The sequence below is a fragment of the Acidovorax sp. GW458-11-26-14-TSB4 genome (assembly GCF_059423865.1).
In genome coordinates this window covers 118,998-138,304 of sequence record NZ_JBWKYR010000012.1, presented here as the reverse complement: position 1 = coordinate 138,304, position 19,307 = coordinate 118,998, and the positions used below count along the sequence as shown (strand labels likewise).

21 protein-coding genes and 3 pseudogenes are annotated in these 19,307 nt (G+C 62.1%); 18 read left to right on the top strand and 6 right to left on the bottom strand.

Annotation, left to right across the window (positions count from 1 at the left end; translation table 11 throughout):
- Window positions 1–124: 124 nt before the first annotated feature.
- From AC07X5_RS22400 to AC07X5_RS22385, 4 genes and pseudogenes are all read left to right on the top strand, one after another.
- Window positions 125–613, top strand: a pseudogene (locus tag AC07X5_RS22400) (DUF892 family protein); the annotation flags it as partial.
- A gap of 339 nt (window positions 614–952) precedes the next feature.
- Window positions 953–1,906 carry a methyltransferase gene (locus AC07X5_RS22395; protein WP_494771893.1) on the top strand — a complete coding sequence of 318 codons (954 nt, stop codon included), beginning with the start codon at window positions 953–955 and terminating at the stop codon, window positions 1,904–1,906.
- Window positions 1,907–1,947: 41 nt separating this feature from the next.
- Window positions 1,948–3,240, top strand: a complete 1,293-nt coding sequence (locus tag AC07X5_RS22390; protein WP_494771892.1) for a phosphoribosylamine--glycine ligase — start codon at window positions 1,948–1,950, stop codon at window positions 3,238–3,240.
- Between the two features lie 224 nt (window positions 3,241–3,464).
- Window positions 3,465–3,821: a hypothetical protein gene (locus AC07X5_RS22385; protein ID WP_494771891.1), complete on the top strand. Its 357-nt coding sequence runs from the start codon at window positions 3,465–3,467 to the stop codon at window positions 3,819–3,821.
- A 50-nt stretch (window positions 3,822–3,871) separates the two neighbouring features.
- On the opposite strand, the gene AC07X5_RS22380 is transcribed toward AC07X5_RS22385, so the two are convergent.
- The 3 genes from AC07X5_RS22380 to AC07X5_RS22370 form a co-directional block, all read right to left on the bottom strand.
- Window positions 3,872–4,351, bottom strand: coding sequence for a guanylate cyclase (locus AC07X5_RS22380; protein WP_494771890.1), 480 nt, complete (start codon window positions 4,349–4,351; stop codon window positions 3,872–3,874).
- A gap of 76 nt (window positions 4,352–4,427) precedes the next feature.
- On the bottom strand, window positions 4,428–5,891 hold the full coding sequence (locus AC07X5_RS22375; RefSeq protein WP_494771889.1) for a superoxide dismutase family protein: 1,464 nt from the start codon (window positions 5,889–5,891) through the stop codon (window positions 4,428–4,430).
- Window positions 5,892–5,939: 48 nt separating this feature from the next.
- Window positions 5,940–7,226 carry a PQQ-dependent sugar dehydrogenase gene (locus AC07X5_RS22370; protein ID WP_494771888.1) on the bottom strand — a complete coding sequence of 429 codons (1,287 nt, stop codon included), beginning with the start codon at window positions 7,224–7,226 and terminating at the stop codon, window positions 5,940–5,942.
- Window positions 7,227–7,444: 218 nt separating this feature from the next.
- On the opposite strand from AC07X5_RS22370, the gene AC07X5_RS22365 reads away from it, so the two are divergent.
- Both AC07X5_RS22365 and AC07X5_RS22360 read left to right on the top strand, forming a co-directional pair.
- Window positions 7,445–7,657, top strand: a complete 213-nt coding sequence (locus AC07X5_RS22365) for a DUF3606 domain-containing protein (protein ID WP_494771887.1) — start codon at window positions 7,445–7,447, stop codon at window positions 7,655–7,657.
- 1,057 nt (window positions 7,658–8,714) lie between these two features.
- Window positions 8,715–9,003 (top strand): annotated as a pseudogene (locus AC07X5_RS22360) (GlgC family sugar phosphate nucleotidyltransferase); the annotation flags it as partial.
- 164 nt (window positions 9,004–9,167) lie between these two features.
- Here AC07X5_RS22360 and AC07X5_RS22355 read toward each other — a convergent pair.
- Together AC07X5_RS22355 and AC07X5_RS22350 are read right to left on the bottom strand one after the other, a co-directional pair.
- Entirely contained in the window at window positions 9,168–9,500 is a 333-nt protein-coding gene (locus tag AC07X5_RS22355; RefSeq protein ID WP_494771886.1) for a hypothetical protein, read from the bottom strand.
- Window positions 9,501–9,555: 55 nt separating this feature from the next.
- Complete coding sequence (locus AC07X5_RS22350) at window positions 9,556–11,976, bottom strand: catalase (protein ID WP_494771885.1); 2,421 nt, start codon at window positions 11,974–11,976, stop codon at window positions 9,556–9,558.
- A gap of 262 nt (window positions 11,977–12,238) precedes the next feature.
- On the opposite strand from AC07X5_RS22350, the gene AC07X5_RS22345 reads away from it, so the two are divergent.
- The 7 genes from AC07X5_RS22345 to AC07X5_RS22315 all read left to right on the top strand — a co-directional run bounded on the left by AC07X5_RS22345 (window position 12,239) and on the right by AC07X5_RS22315 (window position 16,297).
- Window positions 12,239–12,439, top strand: coding sequence for a hypothetical protein (locus AC07X5_RS22345; RefSeq protein ID WP_494771884.1), 201 nt, complete (start codon window positions 12,239–12,241; stop codon window positions 12,437–12,439).
- A gap of 204 nt (window positions 12,440–12,643) precedes the next feature.
- Window positions 12,644–13,012 carry a transposase gene (locus tag AC07X5_RS22340; protein WP_494771883.1) on the top strand — a complete coding sequence of 123 codons (369 nt, stop codon included), beginning with the start codon at window positions 12,644–12,646 and terminating at the stop codon, window positions 13,010–13,012.
- On the top strand, window positions 13,009–13,344 hold the full coding sequence (tnpB, locus tag AC07X5_RS22335) for an IS66 family insertion sequence element accessory protein TnpB (RefSeq protein ID WP_494771882.1): 336 nt from the start codon (window positions 13,009–13,011) through the stop codon (window positions 13,342–13,344). The genes AC07X5_RS22340 and tnpB overlap by 4 nt, the downstream gene beginning before the upstream one ends.
- Window positions 13,345–13,421: 77 nt before the next feature.
- A complete protein-coding gene (tnpC, locus tag AC07X5_RS22330) occupies window positions 13,422–14,975 on the top strand; it encodes an IS66 family transposase (RefSeq protein WP_494771881.1) in 1,554 nt (517 codons plus the stop codon).
- Between the two features lie 282 nt (window positions 14,976–15,257).
- Window positions 15,258–15,410: a hypothetical protein gene (locus AC07X5_RS22325; protein ID WP_494771922.1), complete on the top strand. Its 153-nt coding sequence runs from the start codon at window positions 15,258–15,260 to the stop codon at window positions 15,408–15,410.
- Between the two features lie 370 nt (window positions 15,411–15,780).
- Window positions 15,781–15,975: a hypothetical protein gene (locus AC07X5_RS22320; RefSeq protein ID WP_494771880.1), complete on the top strand. Its 195-nt coding sequence runs from the start codon at window positions 15,781–15,783 to the stop codon at window positions 15,973–15,975.
- Window positions 15,976–15,988: 13 nt separating this feature from the next.
- Window positions 15,989–16,297, top strand: a complete 309-nt coding sequence (locus tag AC07X5_RS22315; protein ID WP_494771879.1) for a hypothetical protein — start codon at window positions 15,989–15,991, stop codon at window positions 16,295–16,297.
- A 128-nt stretch (window positions 16,298–16,425) separates the two neighbouring features.
- Here AC07X5_RS22315 and AC07X5_RS22310 read toward each other — a convergent pair whose 3' ends face one another.
- Window positions 16,426–16,629: a DUF3606 domain-containing protein gene (locus AC07X5_RS22310; protein ID WP_494771878.1), complete on the bottom strand. Its 204-nt coding sequence runs from the start codon at window positions 16,627–16,629 to the stop codon at window positions 16,426–16,428.
- Window positions 16,630–16,864: 235 nt separating this feature from the next.
- On the opposite strand from AC07X5_RS22310, the gene AC07X5_RS22305 reads away from it, so the two are divergent.
- From AC07X5_RS22305 to AC07X5_RS22285, 5 genes and pseudogenes are all read left to right on the top strand, one after another.
- On the top strand, window positions 16,865–17,098 hold the full coding sequence (locus tag AC07X5_RS22305) for a DUF3072 domain-containing protein (RefSeq protein ID WP_494771877.1): 234 nt from the start codon (window positions 16,865–16,867) through the stop codon (window positions 17,096–17,098).
- 80 nt (window positions 17,099–17,178) lie between these two features.
- Entirely contained in the window at window positions 17,179–17,427 is a 249-nt protein-coding gene (locus AC07X5_RS22300; RefSeq protein ID WP_494771876.1) for a hypothetical protein, read from the top strand.
- A 13-nt stretch (window positions 17,428–17,440) separates the two neighbouring features.
- A complete protein-coding gene (locus AC07X5_RS22295) occupies window positions 17,441–18,034 on the top strand; it encodes a cysteine hydrolase family protein (protein ID WP_494771875.1) in 594 nt (197 codons plus the stop codon).
- Between the two features lie 226 nt (window positions 18,035–18,260).
- On the top strand, window positions 18,261–18,662 hold the full coding sequence (locus AC07X5_RS22290) for a hypothetical protein (RefSeq protein ID WP_494771874.1): 402 nt from the start codon (window positions 18,261–18,263) through the stop codon (window positions 18,660–18,662).
- Between the two features lie 48 nt (window positions 18,663–18,710).
- Window positions 18,711–19,166, top strand: a pseudogene (locus AC07X5_RS22285) (histidine kinase); the annotation flags it as partial.
- Window positions 19,167–19,307: the final 141 nt, after the last annotated feature.

Below are 19,307 nucleotides of genomic sequence, written 5' to 3'. Positions count from 1 at the left end.
GCATTACGTGTCGGACAAATGGCCGAGAGCGACATCATTTGCAGATGCATCGAACGAGGTGTTGTCTTGCTAAAAGCAGTGGAACTGAATCTGAGAATTCCGGCATTCAACCTGGAAGCCCACCATGGCCGTCAAGGCTGCCGCCCACCTATATCTTCACAAACTCCCGGACACGTACAGCGCCGAGAAGCAGCTGATCAAATCGCTCCCCAGGATGGCACGCGCCTCCGCCGATCCACAGCCCTCTCAAGCCTTCCTAGAGCATCCCTAGGAAACGCAGGGGCAAGTGGCTCGCATTGATGAAGTCGTGGAGTTGCTGAACCTAAAGCTCAAGCGCATCAAATGCGCCGCCATGGAAGACCTGGTGGAAGAAGGCAAGGATCTGATCGACGAAATCGAAAAGGGTCCGGTGCTTGATGTTGCCCTGATCGGCGCGGCGCAAAAGGTGGAGCATGACGAGATCGCAAGCTATACGACGTTGACCACCCTGACCACCAAACTTCGCTACACCGCCGCGGTGCCTTTGCTGCAGGCCTCGCTTGCCGAAGAGAGGGCGACCGACGAGAGGTTGGGGAAATTGGGCCAAGCGGCTGCGATCAAAGATGCTGCTGCAGCCGGTAAAGCTCGATGGCATCGGACTTCAAGCAGAATTTGCGGGGAGTCTTCCTACAGCGCCGGTGGAGTCGCGGGTACAAGATCGCCCGATGCATTAGGAGGCTTCCATGATCCAGCAACTTCCCCATACTGGTCACGCGGTATCGTTCATCGGCGCCGGATTGGCCATGGTCGCTTACGGCGCATCGGCGGCGGTGGGCTTGATTGAAGAAGGGGATGCGAACCGCCCATTTGGCGGTCGCGATCAGCCCCAGCCCGCAGCGACACAGAGCGACGGCATCGTGCAGTGCCTTGGCCGGCGACTCGATGTGTACGCTCACCGCGGCTGTTGAGCACCATGGATGAGCAGGACATCGAGCAGGTGATTGCACTGGGCCGCCATCTCCAATCCACCCAGTACCAATTCATCACCGTCACTCCACTGACGCACCAGCGCGTTCTGCGCAACCTTGGCAGCATGGCGGCGCGAGACCTGCGCGACGCCTTCGGCTGGAATCTGCCTTTCAACGCCGACCTTCTTCCAGCAGGGCTGTTGGAGGCACTGTTTGCTGGTGGAGTGCTGGAAAATGCGGGCGACGGGCGCTACTGGAGCACGCTGCGCTTCAGCACATTGGGTCCCGATCTCTACGCTCATTCCGGGTACCCGACCACACAGGAGGATGCCGTCTTCTTCGGGCCTGACACCTACCGCTTCGCCGCACTGGTGACCGGCGAACTCGCGGCACGTCCACTGAAAGCCGGCAGCAGAATCCTCGACATGGGCTGCGGTGGTGGACCGGGCGGCTTGGCGGCGGTGCGCGCTTGCGTTGCGCCCGTGCGAGAACTGGTGCTGGCCGACATCAACCCCGCAGCGCTTGCGCTGAGCCGGGCCAATGCCCGCCTTGCGCAGTTGCACGAACGTTGCGCCATTGTTCAGTCCGACCTGTTCAGCCAGGTTTCCGGCGAGTTCGATCTCATTGTGTCAAACCCGCCGTACCTGGTTGACGCTGACCAGCGCACCTACCGCCATGGCGGGGGAGACTATGGGGAAGGGCTCTCGCAGCGCATTCTGGAGCAGTCCATTGCCCACCTTGCTTCGGGTGGGCGCCTCATTCTCTATACCGGCAGTGCCGTGGTGCGGGGAGTGGATCCATTTTCTGAATGGGCCGCCCGCAAGGCGGCTGCCGCCAGATGCGGCTTTGTGCGGCGCGAAATCGACCCGGACGTTTTCGGCGAAGAGTTGGACCGCGATGTGTACGGTGACGTGGAGCGCATCGCCGCCATCGGCATGGTGGTGCAAAGGGCTGGCTGATGAGGATTTTGGGTGTCGGCGAATGCAACGACCTAGCCGCCATGTACGCCGGCATGGCGGCACGCGGGCACGAGGTCCGGGTGTTCGTGCGCGACGAGGCCAGCCACGGCGTCTTCAGCGGCATAGTGGCGCGCACCGACGATTGGCAGCAAGAGCTGGGTTGGATCGCAGAGGCTGCGGAGCAGGGTCTCATCGTCTTCGAGACTGCTGACCAGGGCGCCGTGCAGGACGATTTGCGTGCGCAGGGCTTCCAGGTGATCGGTGGCAGTGCGCTTGGTGACCGGCTGGAGGGCGATCGGGAGTACGGCCAGTCCATTCTTCGGCAGGCAGGCCTGCGCACCGCCAGCAGCCACACTTTCAGCTCGTACCGCGAGGCGTTGGATTTCTTGGCCGGCAGGCACCAGCGCTACGTCCTCAAATTCAACGGCACCCACAGCCTGCGCACCAAGAACTACATCGCACAGGCCAGCGACAGCCGCGACCTGGCGGCACTGCTGCAGTTTCACGCCAATAGCGAAGCCGCGCACGAGCTGCTGGACTTCGTTCTCATGGAATACATTGAAGGTATCGAGATCGGCGTAGGCGGGTATTTCAATGGCAGCGTTTTCCTGGATACGGCCTGCATTGACTTCGAGCACAAGCGGTTCTTCCCCGGTGAGCTCGGCGAGCTGACCGGCGAGATGGGGACTGTGGTCAGCTACGACGGCAGTGCCGCGCTGCGCGACTTCGTGCTGCGGCCGCTTGCTGGCGTGCTGCGTGACGGCGGGTACTGCGGTTACATCAACGTCAATCTGATGGCCAATGCTGATGGGTTGTGGCCGCTGGAGTTCACCAGCCGCTTCGGCTACCCGGGCTACGCCATTTGCGAGCAGTTGCATCGCCAGCCGTGGGAGAGCATTTTCCTGGCCATGGCCCGCCGCTCGGCCACCCGTTTCGCCACTGCACCCGGTTTCGCCGTTGGTGTGGTGCTGACGGTGCCGCCTTTCCCCTACCGCCAGGGCTACGCCGAACTATCCAAGGGGGTCCCCATCATCCTGGACCACGACCTCGCGCCCGTTGACCGCGAAGCTATTGCCTTCGCCGAGGTGGAGATGCGCCATGGCGCCATGGTCACCAGCGGCACATGCGGTTATGTAGGCGTAGCCACAGGGTGCGCCGCTACGGTGGATGCGGCCCGCCTGAGAGCTCTGGAGGTGGCGAGCAAGGTCTATGTGCCGAATTTGCGCTATCGCAACGACATTGGGGCGCGCGTGTCGGACCCGCAGCTGGACCTGCTGCGGCAATGGGGTTACCTGGATGGCGTGCCAGCTCGCGCAAGCACCGTAGGAGGATGACGACGGCAAGGAGGGCGTTGGCCCGTCCGAGACCCAACAGGCGGTTGGTTCGATCTGGTTTTCAGGGGCACGCTGGGCCGGTGCATCGACGAAGGTCGTCGGCTCAAAGGCAGACTGGGCCCAGGTGGTGGACCTGGAGAGTGGCGAGGTGGTCTTCTCCAAAAGCCGGCGACTCGGCGGGCCGGACCTCATTGCAGCCCCATGGTCGGAAGGCGGGGGGGGGCATGCCTGTCTCGTTCCATATGCTGCTGTCTCAGGACGAATTTTCCAAACTCTCCCTGCTTGGCGGAGAACACTGGATTCGCAGCCGGTTGGCCGGGGTGGACACCCCCGCACCGCTGCCCGTACTGCATTCAAGCGATGAACTACTGGCGGCGCTCGCTGCGCGGGAACTTCTGTTCCTCATCGTCGGCGAACAGGCTGGCTGGGCAGAGCAACTCCGTCTGCAAGGATTGCTCGAGGCTGAGTTCACCGTGGAAGCCGACCCCGCAAGCGATTGGGCCGTGGTGCTGTCGATCACCCCCCGCGGGCGTGAAGCACTCGCTGCAACTGGGCCGAATGGCAAGATGCCCGCCCCCTGATACGGATGCGTCCGGGTGAGTCGGCGACTGCGCGGCGGCAAGCCGACTGTTCACGACAGCCGCAATGCCGCCTTATAAAGGTACTTTGGTAGCAACTTGGCCGCCTGGCGAAAGAGTTCGAATTCGTCGTCCGCGATTGGATGGGCCTCCTCGTCGAAGTGGCACAGAGTACCCGACAGTTCCCCCGCGTTGTCCAGCAACGGCAAGCCATGGTAGGAGCCGATAGCGCCTTGGTATCGGTGCCCGTCCAGCCTGCGATCCTGCGCGGTACCTACGGTGCGAAAAACGCCATCCTTCAGCACAAACTGGCAAAAGCTGTCTTCCAGCGGCACGGCCGCCAGAAACTCAGGTACCACTTCGCCCCGTTTGTCAAAAACATGCAGGTTATTCAGCACCCCGCCGTGCAACCGGTAGACGGCGGTGTACCGGTGGGGAACTCTGGCATTGAGAAACTGCAGTCCCGCAGGACCGTCGCGTTGCAGGATCGACTCGTACTGGTCGAGAAGGATGCGGACGTCAGGAGCAGGCATTGAGGTGCAGGTTGAGGAGAGAAGGGTGGAAATATAAACGGCAACGGGTTATGGTACGAGTCGAACAGTCACCACATCAAAAGGCAACAGCGGTGGCGGCTCCTTGAGCTTGTTGAGCTGGCCGTTCACCACCATCAACCCGCCGCTCACGGCTGCTGCCGTGGTGGGAAAGCGCAGGCGCGGGTCCGTGATGCGCTGCGTAACGCGGGCACTGCCCCATCCATCGGCTAGCGCCAGGCGAACAATCTCGTTGTCCTCGTTGCGCAGCACGTATAAGTCCTGCCCCTGCAGCACCAGGCCGTCCCCGTTGCGCAGGCCGCCAGGCGGGGCGCCTTCCACGCGCACTTCGGCCACTGCACGTGTGGTCGTGTCGATGCGCCATAGTTGGCCGGTGACGAGTTGGACGGCCACCAACAAGCGTCCGTCGGGCGAGGACACAATACCGTTGATTGAGTTCGTTGGGGTGATGGCGCATCGGTGTGGCCGACAAGTCCAGCCAGAGCTCCAGCGGGCCGGGCGTGCCACCCGCATGGCGCGCACGCAGCAGCACAGGGCGCAGCGAGTCGGTCACGTAGGCATACCCATCGGCAGCCAGTACCAGGTCGTTGAGGAAGGTTTGGGAGCCTGAAGGGCCCTTGAGCACTGCGAGCGTGCTGGCGGTGGAGAGGTCCACCACCGCCACGCTGCCCTGGGCACCGCCAGCCACCCACAAGCGGCCCGCGCCATCCACCTTCATGCCGTAGGCTGCCTGGCGCCCGGCGGAGCCGCCGGCCTGCAGCATCTGGGCCTGCTGCGCGCCTGGGGTGATAAGCCAGATATGGCCCTCGCTGCTCGATCCTACATAGGCACTGCCGTCACGCGCATCGACCGCAATGCCCTCGGGGAAGGAATTGGCACCCTCGATGGTGGTACGGCCGGCCACGGCACCGCGCGCTGTGGACTCGATCAGACCGCACAGCAGGCGGCCGCCTGAATTGCCAGCGGGGTCGCTCTCGTAGTCGTCTGCTTTTTCGTGCACGACGATGGTGCGGCCGAGGACCGACGCCTTGCCCGGCGCCAGAGTGACATGCGGGTTCACATAGCGCAGCGTGCCCGTGCCGTCAGCTTGAACGGGGATGTTGGGCAACTCGCCCGCATGCGCTTCGTGCGGCGCTTGGCCGGGGCTGCCGTGGTAACGTGAATGGCCAGGGTCAAAATGCCCGCCAGCAGCACCGAAGGCCACGACCTGCCCGGTGGCCGCATCGGGTCCGGGTGCGCAGGCGCCATTGGCGTGCACGTGAAAGCCATGCGCACCTGGGGACAGGCCGCGCACATGCACGATGATTTCCGTACCGCCAGCGGCTTGCGCCAAATCGGCCCGCCCTGCGGGTTGGCCTTCGGGCGTGAACAATTGCGCCACTGCGGCACTGCCGCCACTTGCCGGTGTCCCCATGGCAGACGGTCCGCTGCTGAGGACGGTGTGCGAAGGCCCGGAGGGTGTTGCGCAGCCGGTCAGCAGTGTGCAGAACATCGCTGGTGCCAGCACGGCGACCATGGCCATGGACTTGGGCGTTGGCGTAGGTACGTGAGGCATCGTGTTTCCTTTGCGTCACAGGCCGCTGTGGCTGATGCGGTAGATAACGCCGTTCTGATCCTCGGCCACCAACAGCGCGCCGTCGGCCGCGACTGCCAGGCCCGCCAGGCGGCCAAACTGTGCTGGACGGCGCGCCTTGGTCTGCTCGGCCGCCGGGGCGGTGGGCCCAAGTTGCGTGAGCGCAGGCGCAGGTGTGGGCATCAACCAGCCGGTGGCGAAGTCCTCGGTGCCCACCGGCTTGCCCTGCGAGTCAAAGCGCACGCGAACCACGCGAAAGCCGCTGGGTTGTGCGCGGTTCCATGAGCCGCGGAACGCCACGAAGGCGTCGTTGCGATAAGAAGCAGGGAACTGGCTTCCGGTGTAGAAGGTGAAGCCAATCGGTGCTGCATGCGCGGAGTAGGTGAGCAGCGCACCCTCGGTGGTGGGGCAGAAGTCGCCCTTGGTGGTGTTGGGAGGGTCGTTGAATACCTGCGCGTCCACCTGGCGGTTGCCGTAGCAGTAGGGCCAGCCGTAGTGCTTGTTGGCCTGTATGGCATTGAGTTCCTCGGGTGGAAGTTCGTCCCCGTGGTAATCCGATCCATTGTCGAAGCCGTAGAGCACGCCGCTTATCGGGTGCCAGCCGAAGCCGATAGTGTTGCGCAGGCCGCGTGCGAAAACACCGCGCGCGCTGCCGTCGGGCTGGGCGCGCAGCATGGTGGCGCTCTCGGGATTGGCGTCGCGGCAATCGTTGCAGGTGGAGCCGGCGGTGATATAGAGCATGCCGTCGGGCCCGAATCCGATGGTGCGGTTGGGGTGCTGGCCCGCGTCGGGCAGGTCATCGATGATCAACCGCGGCGTTCCAAGCGTGCCATCGGACTGGATGTCCGCTACCAGCACCTTCTTGTCAGAGGTGATGTACAACTGGCCGTTGCGGTGCGCCAGGCCGTGTGCAAACTTCAGGTTTTGCGCCACGATCTTGCGCTCACTGGCATCCACCACGCCGTCGCGGTTGGTATCGCGCAGCAGCAGCACATCGCCTTGGTCGCGACGGCTGGCGTAAACGTCGCCGTTGGGCATGGTCTGCAGCCAGCGAACGTTGGCCATGTCTTTGGCGAAGACGGTGATGCGAAAGCCCGTGGGTACCTTCAGCCGGCCGACCATCGATTCATCGAATCGGGTTGGCGAAGGCTCGGTCACATTCACTGTGACGGAAATCGGGCCGTCACCGGGAGGCAGTTGCGCGAATGCGATGGGCGCAAACATCGCCATGAACAGTGCCAGAGCGCTGCGTGGGCGAAGAGTGGGGCGTTCGGGTTGGCTCATGGGGTCTCCTGGGGTGCGCCATCCTGCGGGCAGGCACTGCTCGGCGGTGTAGGAAGACCGCTTGAATCGCTAGTGCTGGGCAGCACTCTCAAATAGATCAACCTCGCAGCACGGTTGGTCCTGCCTGTCCCGGTCAACTGGTGCTATTTGCCTACATCGCGCGCCGGGTTGCGTAGCTAGCATCTGAACAACACGCCGACTACTCAGGAGACATTCCGATGACGCAATCGAACCAACCACCAGATCGCATTGATGTTGAAGACGCCCAATCGCTCACTCGATGGACGCGTGAGCTTGATACCACGGAAGAACAGCTTCGAGACGCGGTGGCACAGGTCGGGGACAAAGCGGCAGACATTGAAATGCATCTCAAGGGGGCGCGCAGTACCACCAATGTGGACCGCGTCCAACAAGCAGATGCCAAGAGCTGAGCAACCAGCTTCATGCTTGCATCTTGCGGCCGTGGAACCTCGCCCTTGGTGTGATCTAGTCGAATAGCCGAAGAGCAAAGAGTGAAATCTAATCCACAAGTGTCAAACGGGGACACGCAGGCTTCAAAGCCATTCCAAACGGTACGCACGCCACGAAAGGTCATGGTGTGGGCGGCAGCGGCTTTATGCGTATTTTTTGCATTCGTGGCCTTCTACTACTTCGGACCTAAAAGCCAGGACGATTTGGACCCCGGCGCTCGGCCGGTGGGAGGGAATAAGGTGCTAGCACCACTGGCCCCAGCATCGGCTGCAAGTGTTAACAGGTAAGGCGCCGGCAATCTTGCGCGGTTCTGAAAGGACACCATCGTAGGCGACCCGCAAAAAGTTGTCGGTGTCGATTTGGAGGTATGCGGTTTCACTCTCGTGAGTGAAGGCGTGAAGGATGGGTAGGTATGGCATCTGTGAACTCTTGAGCAGCGCAAAGATTTGACATCTGCCAAAAAGCCACGCTTGTAGGAGTGTTGCCTGAAGCTGTCACAGCTTTTGCTGCGCACAATCTCGACTTTACTGATCTGGCCGCATTCGTGTCGCGACCACCGGGCACCTGCTCAATCAGCGTGCTTTCGCACCGTGGGAGGAAATCCTATGTCGCCCGTTTCTAAGGCATTCGCCCGCTGGCTCGCAGCGGAGCAAGACGTTCACAACGCCACGCATTTGATGCTGTAGCACCTGCGAGCGGGCGAGGCACACGAAGCGAAGGCGCAGCAGGATGTCGTCAGCCAACTTCGCCAGGACGCCGGCGTTCTGCTGCGTGACTATCTACATGTGATGCAGGTCGAGGGAGACAAGCTGTGGTCCTACAGGCAACCCGTATTGGAAGTTTTCGATCCGGCGTGACAAAAAAAAAGGCGCCCGCAGGAGGCGGGCGCTGAGAGGGACAGAGCGGGAGGTGCAAGCCGGCGAAGTCGTACTTAACCCGATTTTTTCCATATGTAGGACTATCCCGCGCTCGCTTGGTGCGCTTGTTTGCCAGTGATTGGCGTTAAAGCGTGCGCCGTCCATAGTGGGCTCTGGGTGAGTAGTCGATGGTGCGAACCTGGACCACGCCATGCTGCGCCGCTCGGTGATGGTGGAGCGCGATGCGCAACTAGAGCACTGCTTCGTGATGGAGCGCACCCGCATAGGCCGCGGCGCCCATGTTCGCAGGGCCATCATTGACCAGGACAACGACATTACGCCGGGCGAACGCATCGGCCTCGATCCGGCGGGACCGCGAACGTTTCTTGGTCACAGAGAGCGGTGTCGTGGTGGTGCCGCGCCGGTTCTTCATTGGCCAAGGATCACAGCCATCGGACTCGGGAAGCGAGCGGAACGTTGCGGTGCTGCCAGACCCTGACCTGCGTGGCGGGGAGGCAGTCCCCGCAGAGCCTTTTTAAGGACAAACTCGAACGGTTGCGCGATGCCGAGCGGCGCCTGCAACTCGAGCGCAGGGCAAGTCGGCTTGCCGCCCCTAGCCCGCACCGCCAGGCGGATTCCGGCGGTTGGCTGCATAAAGGATATGGAGGTGCAGCTTTTGCATGTCGTCGCGGTACAAGGTGATTTCATCAGCAGACAGCACGCTTCCCATGGTGTCCATCTGGTCCATGAAATGGCTGGACAGAACAGCCGGCTCGGGGTGCGACTCGATGAGGGCCTGGGCCAGAGCGATCACCGCCGCCATGGCCGAGTGGCTTCTTTGCACTTGGCCCGCCAGCTTGCCCAGTAGCTCCGTTTGCTGCTCGAGCAGCTTCTCCACGGCTTGGAGGCGATCGCGGTCGGTTCCAGCGGCTTCAAAAGCGGTCATGGTGGGGTCCCCAGGCAGCGATGGCAGTATTGCCTTCGCTGCCTGGCAGGTCGGGTTACACCAACGGAGGGTCCGTCTCGCGCTCGGGATGGCGGTGGCGGGCGATGCCCTGGATGAACGCTTTGAAGTCTGCAGGCGCGGCCCCCATGAACATACCTGGATCGGGGTCGCCAGAGGGCAGCGTCGCAGGGACTTGCGCCTTGAGCATCAACGCCGCAGAGGCCGGCATCACCAGGATGGTCTTGCAATGCCGGTGCTGGTCCTTGATGAACTCCATGGTGTGGCCATCGGCTGCAAGCATCTTCACGCCTTCATCGCCATCGGGCAGGGCCAGCGCGTCGAACAGGAAGCCGGGCTCGTTCTCCAGCGACGCATCGGCATCAATGGGCACCTGGTCGGCAGTGGTCACCGGCCCGATGCGAGGGGCCACGAAGCGCGGTACAGCGCCTTGCGCAAACAGGGCTTGGTGAAGGTCCAAAGCGCTCTGGCCCACAATTCCATCGGCCACCAGGATGGCGACCTTGCGCCCCTGGATGCTGCCGTCGCCGGGGCGTGCGAGCAGCGACAGGGCGGGAGAGTTGGCAATCTCGGGCTTGGGCGGGTTGGCCAGTGCGCGGGGCATGGCCTCGGGCAGTTCCTTCATGCCAAGGCCTGCAGCCACCTGGGCGGCCAGATCTTCCGAAGCGTTGCGCAGAGAGGCAACCATTCGCTCGCGGATAGCGGGCACGGTGACCTTGCTCAGCTCGAAGCGGAAAGCCGCCGCGATGTGGGCCTGCTCCACCGGGGTCTGGCTGTTGAAGAACAGCGTGGCCTGGGTGTAGTGATCGGCAAACTTCTCGGGCTTGGCGCGCACCTTGCCCTGGGCCTCCTTGGCCTCGATGCGGGCGGGCACCGAGACAAAGCCTTGCGCCGCACCGGCCTGGAAGGGGCAGCCGCCGCCCAGCGAGTTAGGCTCATACGCCACCTTGCCGCGATGGATAGCCTGGCGGTGCATACCGTCGCGCTGGTTATTGTGGACGGGGGCGATGGGCGAATTGATGGGCAGCTCGTGGAAGTTAGGGCCGCCAAGGCGCGAGATCTGTGTGTCCACATACGAGTGAATGCGTCCGGCCAGCAGCGGATCGTTCGAGAAATCGATGCCCGGCACCACGTGGGCTGTGCAGAACGCGACCTGCTCGGTCTCGGCAAAGAAGTTGTCGGGATTGCGGTTGAGCACCATGCGGCCGATGGGGCGCACAGGAATCAACTCTTCGGGGATGATCTTGGTCGCATCCAGGATGTCGAAGCTGAACTTGTCGGCTTGCTCCTCGGTGAACACCTGCACCCCGAGTTCGTACTCGGGGTACGCGCCGGCCTCGATGCGCTCCCACAGGTCGCGGCGGTGGAAATCTGGGTCGGCACCGGAGATCTTCACCGCCTCGTCCCACACCAGCGAATGGGTGCCGGCCTTCGGGTTCCAGTGGAACTTGACGAACACCGACTCGCCCGCCGCATTCACGAAGCGGAAGGTGTGCACGCCAAAGCCCTGCATGGTGGCATAGCTGCGCGGGATGCCGCGATCGGACATGGCCCACATCAGCATGTGGGTGGACTCGGGCATGAGCGAGACGAAGTCCCAGAAGGTGTCGTGCGCGCTAGCCGCCTGGGGCATCGCATGGTGCGGCTCGGGCTTGACGGCATGCACCAGGTCTGGGAACTTCATCGCGTCCTGGATGAAGAACACCGGCATGTTGTTGCCCACCAGGTCCCAGTTGCCTTCGTCGGTGTAGAACTTCACGGCGAAGCCGCGCACGTCGCGCGCCGTGTCCTTGGAGCCGCGCTCGCCCTGCACGGTGGAGAAGCGCACGAACACGGGGGTGATCTTGCCGGCCTCCTTGAACGGCGCGGCGCGCGTGAGGTCCGTCAAGGGCTCATACGCTTCGAAAAAGCCGTGGGCACCCGAGCCGCGCGCATGCACGATGCGCTCGGGAATGCGCTCGTGGTCGAAGTGCGTGATCTTCTCGCGCAGGATGAAGTCTTCGAGCAGCACCGGCCCACGCTCGCCGTACTTGAGCGAGTTCTGGTTGTCGGCGATCGGTACCCCCTGGTTGGTGGTGAGCACCTGGCCGGCGGAATCGACGCGCACCCGGTCGAGCGGAGCGATGGTGGCGTTCACCCCCTCGGCGGCGACGGTGCCGGTCTTGTTTGAGCCATTCGCTTCGGACACGGTGCTGCCGGATGGGAGGCGAGATGCAGGTTCGGCGGTGGCACCGGGAGCGGGACTCACCCCGTTCTTGAACCCGTGCTCGCCAGCCTTGTTGGGGTTGTAAGGCCGTGCTGCGGCGAGATCGTTGGTTTCTCCCGCCCTTGTGGAGAGCACGTCACTGGCGGCGCCGGGTGAAGCAGGCGCGCTATCTGTGTTCCTTGCAGGCGCCTTCGTCGCCGACGGCGCGCGCGTAGCTGCGCCTTTGGCTTGACTCTTGGGATCTTTGGGCATAGTGGACCTTCATCACAGGTTGTGGGGGACGGTACAGGTTAAGGTTCCTGCCACAAAGCGATGTAGGACTTCTGCTTGATCGGGGACAAACCGAGGAATCGTGCAAGGCTCGTTCCCCCTGTATGGCATAGACCGCCGTTATGAGTGAGGTTGGTTTCTGCCTGTCTTCCTACAGGCTATCGCGTCTAGTCATCGACATGATTCATCCAACTCCAACTGGAGGTTATTCATGCTCGTAACGCCCCACCAATCGTTCAGTCCCGTGAACTTCATCGCTGCTGGCCTGTCCATGGTTGCCTACGGAGCTGCAGCCGCGGTAGGTCTGGTGCAGGCCTCAGAGGCCGAGTCGCAGGCAAGTGCACAACCTGGCGAAGAGAGCGTATCTGAAGCACAGACCGACCAATACCTCAGCGAGTGCGTTGGCCGTCGTCTGGAATGCCGACTGGCGATGTTGACTTCCTGATGTGTAGCCATGTTTGAACTAAGTGGCCCCTGGTGGGAGTTACCGCTGCGGGCAACGCTCGTGTATGGAGTACTACTAGTACTTGTGCGAGTTTCGGGCCACCGCACCGTCGGTAAGCGCGCAGCGAACACACGTTGATGTCAGGCGGCCGATGTAGGAGGCTCGTGTCCGCTTAACTTAGGCGGACAGATGGACACTTACGGAATGGATTTGATGGGACGGCGTCGCCGGCGGCGACACAGCGCGCAATTCAAGGAGGCGGTGATCCAAGAGTGCATGCGCCCTGGGGTATCAATGGCCGCGGTGGCGCTGGCACACAGCTTGAACGCGAACATGCTGCGCAAGTGGGTGATCGACGCGGAGCATGCGTTGCCACCCAAGCCCAAGGCCGAGCCACCGTTGCGCGAAGCGCCAATGCCGGGCCCAACGTTCGTGCCGCTTGCGCTGCCCGCAGCCTCAGTGGAAGGTGACATCCGCATCGAGTTGCAGCGAGCTGGCACTACCGTCACGGTGGTTTGGCCTGCCAGCGCCGCCCGCGATTGCGCAGCTTGGCTGAGCGACTGGCTTCGATGATTCGCGTCGAAGCGGTATGGCTGTGTGTCGAGCCGATGGACATGCGCGCCGGAACCGACACAACCCTTGCCCGGGTCGTGAAGGTCTTTGGCGCCGCGCGACCGCACCATGCCTATGTATTCGCCAACAAGCGCTCGACCCGGCTGAAGGTCTTGGTCCACGATGGCATAGGCATCTGGCTGGCAGCACGACGGCTGCACCAAGGCCGCTTCGTCTGGCCTGGGGGAGGGTGTGGCGCACCGCAGTCACTTACCCGTGAGCAGCTTGATGCGCTTGTCCTGGGCCTGCCGTGGCATCGTCTGGGAGAGGCCGGCGTGATCAGCGTGGTGTAGACCCGGGAGGGAAGGCTTCGGGCAATCCGTAGATCTGCCGATGGCTGGTAAGCCGACGTGCGGCAATACTGGCGTCGATGCTTGATGCCTCGCAGATCGACCCCTCACAGCTGAGCGCCTTGGGCGAGAGCCAACTGCGTGAACTTGCGACCAGGTTGCTGGAGCAGGTGCAGCGCAGCAAGCATGAGATCGACTGGCGTGACGCCAAGCTCGAGAAGCTCGCCTACGAGATCGCGCAGTTGCGGCGCATGAAGTTCAGTGCCAGCAGCGAGCAGCTCAACGCGCAGCAGAAGGCGCTGTTCGACGAGTCGGTGGATGCCGACATTGCGGCGCTCGAAGCCGAGCTCGAAACACTCAACACGCCACCGCCTGTCGACAAGAAGCAAGCACATCCAAAGCGCACGCCGCTCCCGCAAGATCTGCCTCACATCGAGATCATCCACGAACCGGCTTGCACGACATGCGTCTGCGGTTGTGCATTGCAACGTGTGGGAGAGGATGTGACTCAGAAGCTCGACTACACACCCGGGGCCTTCACCGTGCAGAACCATGTGCGCGGCAAGTGGGCGTGCCGCGGCTGTCGTACGCTGACACAGGCCCCCGTTCCTGCCGAGATCATCGACAAGGGCATTCCCACGGCCGGACTGCTCGCCCATGTACTGGTGGCCAAGCACTCGGATCATCTGCCGCTTTACAGGCAAGAAGCGATCTTCGGTCGTGCTGGCCTGGCCATCCCGCGCTCGACACTGGCAGCATGGGTGGGCATATGCGGCGTTCGCCTGCAGCCGCTGGTGGATGCCCTGAAGCGTCACGTGTTGGCCTGCCCTGTTGTCCACGCAGACGAGACGCCGGTGGCCATGCTGGCCCCTGGCAAGGGCAAGACGCATCGCGCCTACCTCTGGGCCTATGCAGCAGGGGCCTTCGAGCCACTACGGGCGGTGGTCTACGACTTCACGATTAGCCGCGCTGGTGAGCATGCGAGAAACTTCCTCGGAGATTGGAAGGGTAGCCTAGTCTGTGACGACTACGGCGGGTACAAGGCGCTGTGGGAGCGCGGGGTCACCGAAGCGGGTTGCATGGCGCACGCGCGTCGGTACTTCGTCGATCTGGTGAAGACCGACAAGAGCGTGATCGCCGCGACAGCGGTGGACTTCATTGGCCAGTTGTACGGCATCGAACGCGAATTGAAGTGCATGCCCCCTGCACAGCGGCTCGAACAGCGCCAACTGCGCGCGCGGCCAATCACCCTGGCGTTGCACGCCTGGCTTACCGCCCAGCGCACGAAGGTCGTGGACGGCGGTGCAACGGCCAGGGCGATCGACTACAGCCTCAAGCGCTGGGCGGCGTTGACGCGGTACCTGGACGATGCGGCACTGCCCATCGACAACAACCATGACGAGCAGCAGATCAGGACCTGGGCCACGGGACGGCGCAACTGGCTGTTCGCCGGGACGCTATTGGCTGGCCAGCGAGCGGCTGCGATCACCAGCTTGATCCAATCGGCAAAGCTCAACGGCCACGACCCCTACGCCTATCTGAAGGACGTGCTCACGCGCCTGCCCACTCACAAGGCGCGCGACATCGACGAGCTGCTGCCCCACCTCTGGCGGCCTACCGACGCCACTGCGTAATCCCCGACGGTCTGCCGCTCGCGCAACGTGCGTTGGCCGCGCGCTTACCACCGTCGGCCAGTTCACCCCCTTTGACCTCCTGGTTGTGATGCTGCTGAGCGAGGCCGTTTCGAATGGGCTTAGTGGGGAAGAGAAGTCTTTGACGGGGGGATTGCTGTCCGCTGCCACGCTGGTAGGCCTTAACGTTCTTGTGGCATTCATCACTGCGCGCAGTCCTCGGGCTCAGGCCTTGGTCGAAGGACGGGCCATTTGGTCGGCCGAAACGGCGATCTCTTTGAAGACGTGCTCAAACGTCACCATGTGCCTCTGTGTGATGTAGAACGGGCGCTTCGCGAAGCAGACTGCGATCAGTCGGATATGCGCTTTGCGTTTCTTGAAGCCGATGGACAAATCAGCATCCTTAAGGAGTCAGGTTCAGCGATAGCACCGTCGTAAAGACCAGTACGAGACGCGTCTACACCACCGCCGCAGCGCTGCCAGCGCGGAGTATCGGGTTCAAGCCTTCTCCACGGCGCTGCCCATGCGCAAAGAACGGCTCGCCTGAACGGGCGATCTCAAACCGGCCGCTGCCGTCGGAATTCAGCGCACCGGTGGTGATTGATGTGTGGCACGACTGTCGATTGCTGAGGCTAGGAACCACCTGGTGCTGCCAGCCGTCGAAGCTGTTGAACACGTGCCAGCAGGCTAATAAGAGGTAGACATGTCAGAACTCACACTCGTGATCGAAGACTCCACAGGCCGCCTCAGGGACGACGTGTGAAGGCGCGCCATATCTGCTGCCCAGGGGGTGCTGGAGCACTACGCCGTGACGATGGAGGAATGCGCAGCGGTGGCGACCAAACCCTTCGAGGAGGTGCCACCAGGAAGGATGCATAACTTTTTCGGGGGAATGGGCAAGGCTGCTACTACTTGGCTGGAAGCAGATGCCGTCCTGCGCGTGATCTGCGGAAACGAAGTGCGCCTGCGCATGGTTGAAAAGCCTGAACCACCACCGCATTGAAACAGGAGAGACGATGCCCACTGAACTGACTCCAGACGAGCAAATCAAGGTACTTCAACACGAAGTTGGTGAGCTCAAAAAACAGGTCTTTGTGCTGATCGACAAATCCAATCAGGCGCTGATCGCTGCGGAATCCAATAACGCAATGCTGATCTCTATCATGGAAGCATCAACGCCAAGCCACCGCAAAGCAGTACTCAAAAGCTACTCACACATATGCCGGCAGCTGGATGCCAGCCCTATCAATCAGAAGCGAACGTCCGAAGAGCTCGCCTTCCAGGACATGGTGCGGCAGTCCATGTTTGCACACCTCAAGCGTTAGAAGACGAGCAACAAGAGGCCCGCTCGCGGCGGGCGGAAGGGAGGGTGTTGGAGTACCTGGCGACTGAATGATAGACCCGAGCGCGGATGGAAGAAATCCCTTCGGCTCGATGTTCAGCACGGAGCACCTCAGGAAGGTTTTGAGGACACCTTCGCGGTAGCTTGCTGCAGGTACTGGCGCACGTCGTTCTCCGAGTCACCAACCACCTGCAAAGCCTTGCGCAAGTCGGTTTCGGTGCATCGAAGGTTGTGAGCCCAGTTCCAAGCGTCACCGCCATGGCGAAGAGTGATGCGCACACATGCGCGTGCGGGGACAGTCGAACTTTTGGCCATGATGGCTCCTTTCGAAGCCAGCCATCCTATTCCTGCAGGCGCCGCGTGGACGTAGGAAAACGCTGACATCAATACCGTGGGCGTTGGCCAACCATGAGAGCAAAACTGAGGCGCGAGCGTTGACCGTCGGCATAACAATAACTGTATGTAATGACAGTATTGGCTTATTTCCTACATCTTGCCCAGAGCGCGCGCCGCATGCTGGAGGCTCTAACAGATCCTCCGGAGCGAACACATGACAGACAAATCCACTCAGTCCACTGCCGACCAAGGCAACATGGAAAAGGACCCCAAAAATTGGGTGACAGGCGATGAGGCCATGACTGGGGCGCAACGGTCGTATCTGCACACGCTTGCAGAAGAGGCCGGCGAGGAAGCAGACGATTCGCTGACCAAGGCTGAAGCCTCTATGCGCATTGAAGAGTTGCAGGCCGCCACTGGGCGTGGACGTGATCAGGCAAAAGTCTAGCGCTTCATGATTGGCTGGAAGAGCTTCGTGAACCAGACCATCCCGACTTCGAGTGACACCTATCCTGAAAGAACTCCATCATGAGCGATTGGCTTGACTGGATTCAGTGGCCCGCGTTTGCTGCATCTGTGCTTGCCGCCTGGCTTGTTGGTTCTAAGGCGGCCAGTCGCCGCAATGCAGGGTTTTGGGTATTCCTATTCAGCAATGTCCTCTGGGTAGCCTGGGGCCTTTACTCGCACGCCATTGCGCTGATTGCACTGCAAATCTGCCTTGCAATTATGAACATCCGCGGCTTGGCGAAAACCGATGACGAGAGCAAGGAGATTTGAGGACGATGCAGCCATGTCAACGCAGCCAAGCTTCTTTCAACAGGCCGAAAAGCCGCACCTTCGGCCCAGCCCGAGGGTGCTGCTGCTGGTGGACTTCATCAACCCCATGCAGTTTCCTGGGGCTGAAAAGCTGGTGCCGGCCGCACTGAAGGCCGCGCAAGCCACGGCCCGGCTCAAGAAGCGCTTGGCCGCCAGCGGCGTGACGGCCATCTACGCCAACGACAATTACGGGATCTGGCGCTCGGAATTCAAGGACCTTCTAACCGCCTGCAAGGCTCTGCCCGGTGCGCGCGGGGAAATGGCCACGCTGCTGGAGCCTGGGGACAATGACCTCACCATCCTCAAACCTTTGCATTCTGCGTTCCATAGCACACCGCTAGAGCACCTGCTCAAGCAGCTCAAGGCGCGCGACTTGATCGTTGCCGGGTTGGCTGCCGATATATGTGTGCACCTTACCGCGATGGATGCGTACATGCGTGGCTTTAAGGTATGGGTGCCGCGTGACTGCACCGCCGCGGAGAACGAGGAGTTCAAAGTGGCTGCGCTGCGGCAAATGTCGCAGGTGCTCAAGTGCTCGGTGAGAAAGTCTACCGGCCGATCTGAATAGCTGCGCAAGCTAGGCGGTCTAAATGGGGCACGGGCTTTGACGTTGCCGTTCAGCAAAGGCATTACACGGACTAGATCGAGACCCCGGACGGGGCCGGCATCAAGCTCACGCACACCGCCTCAGGCATCTCAAACTGGCTGGTGGATGTCGAGCAAGTGCGATCCCGGCCACCCTCTCGCAGACCCATGTGCAGACCTAGGGCAATGGCAGCTTCTCGCTGCAGCGCATGACCGATGGGGCGATGCTGGATGTGACCCGGGTCGAGCGCGTGACCTTCAGCGACACCAAGCTGGCGCTGGACCTGAACGGCAACGCCGGCCAGGCAGCCAAGCTGCTGGGCGCCCTGGGCGGCTCGGCCCTGCTGGGCAACAAGGGCGTGGTGGGCGAGGTGCTCCGCCTGCTCGATGCCGGGGTCACCGGCAAGACCATCGCGGTGATAGGGCTGCAGCTCCTGGGGGCAAGCACGCCCACGCAGATTACGCAGACGCCGTGGTCCAGTGTGGTGGGCCGCGCGGGCACGGACAGCGAGCTCAAGCAGCTCACCGACCTCCATGGCCGGCGGCCGACTTGGCCAAGCTGTCTCACCAGATCTCCCGCAAGCTTGCAGAGATCGAGCTCAGCCTGCTGATGCGTCGCCAAGGCAACGAGGACGCATGGAGGTTCGTGCTGCGCACCGATGTGGGCATGCGTGTATGCGGTGCGCCAGCAGACCCACACGCTCATTGATTGTAGTTCTGCCGACGTGAAGACAGGGCAGATCCAGGTGTTGCGTTCGTTGATGACGTCGCGGGTCGGGGTCGCGCTGATTGCCGTCATTGGACTCGCCGCTTTCTACATGTACGTGCGGCAGGCGGCTGTTCTCAGAGACATGGCACAGCGTGAACAGGAGACTCTTTCGCATGAGCGCGACCGGCTGGAGGAACTGGTGAGGGAGCGGAGTGCCAGCCTTTCCGAATTGGCCAACTACCTGCAGGAGATACGTGAAGAGGAGCGGGCCCACCTGGCCCGCGAACTGCATGACGAGCTGGGTGCCTTGCTTACCGCGGCCAAGCTGGATGTTTCGCGCCTCAAAGCGCAAATTCTCCCGAACAGCGACGAGGTGCGCACGCGCCTTGACCACCTAGTGCAGTCACTGGACAGCGGCATTGCGCTGAAGCGCCGGATCATCGAGGATTTGAGGCCGTCCACCTTGTCCAATCTCGGGCTCGAAGCGGCGTTGAAATTCCTGATGATAGAGTACGCAGGGCGCGCGGCGATGGAGGTGGAATGCAGC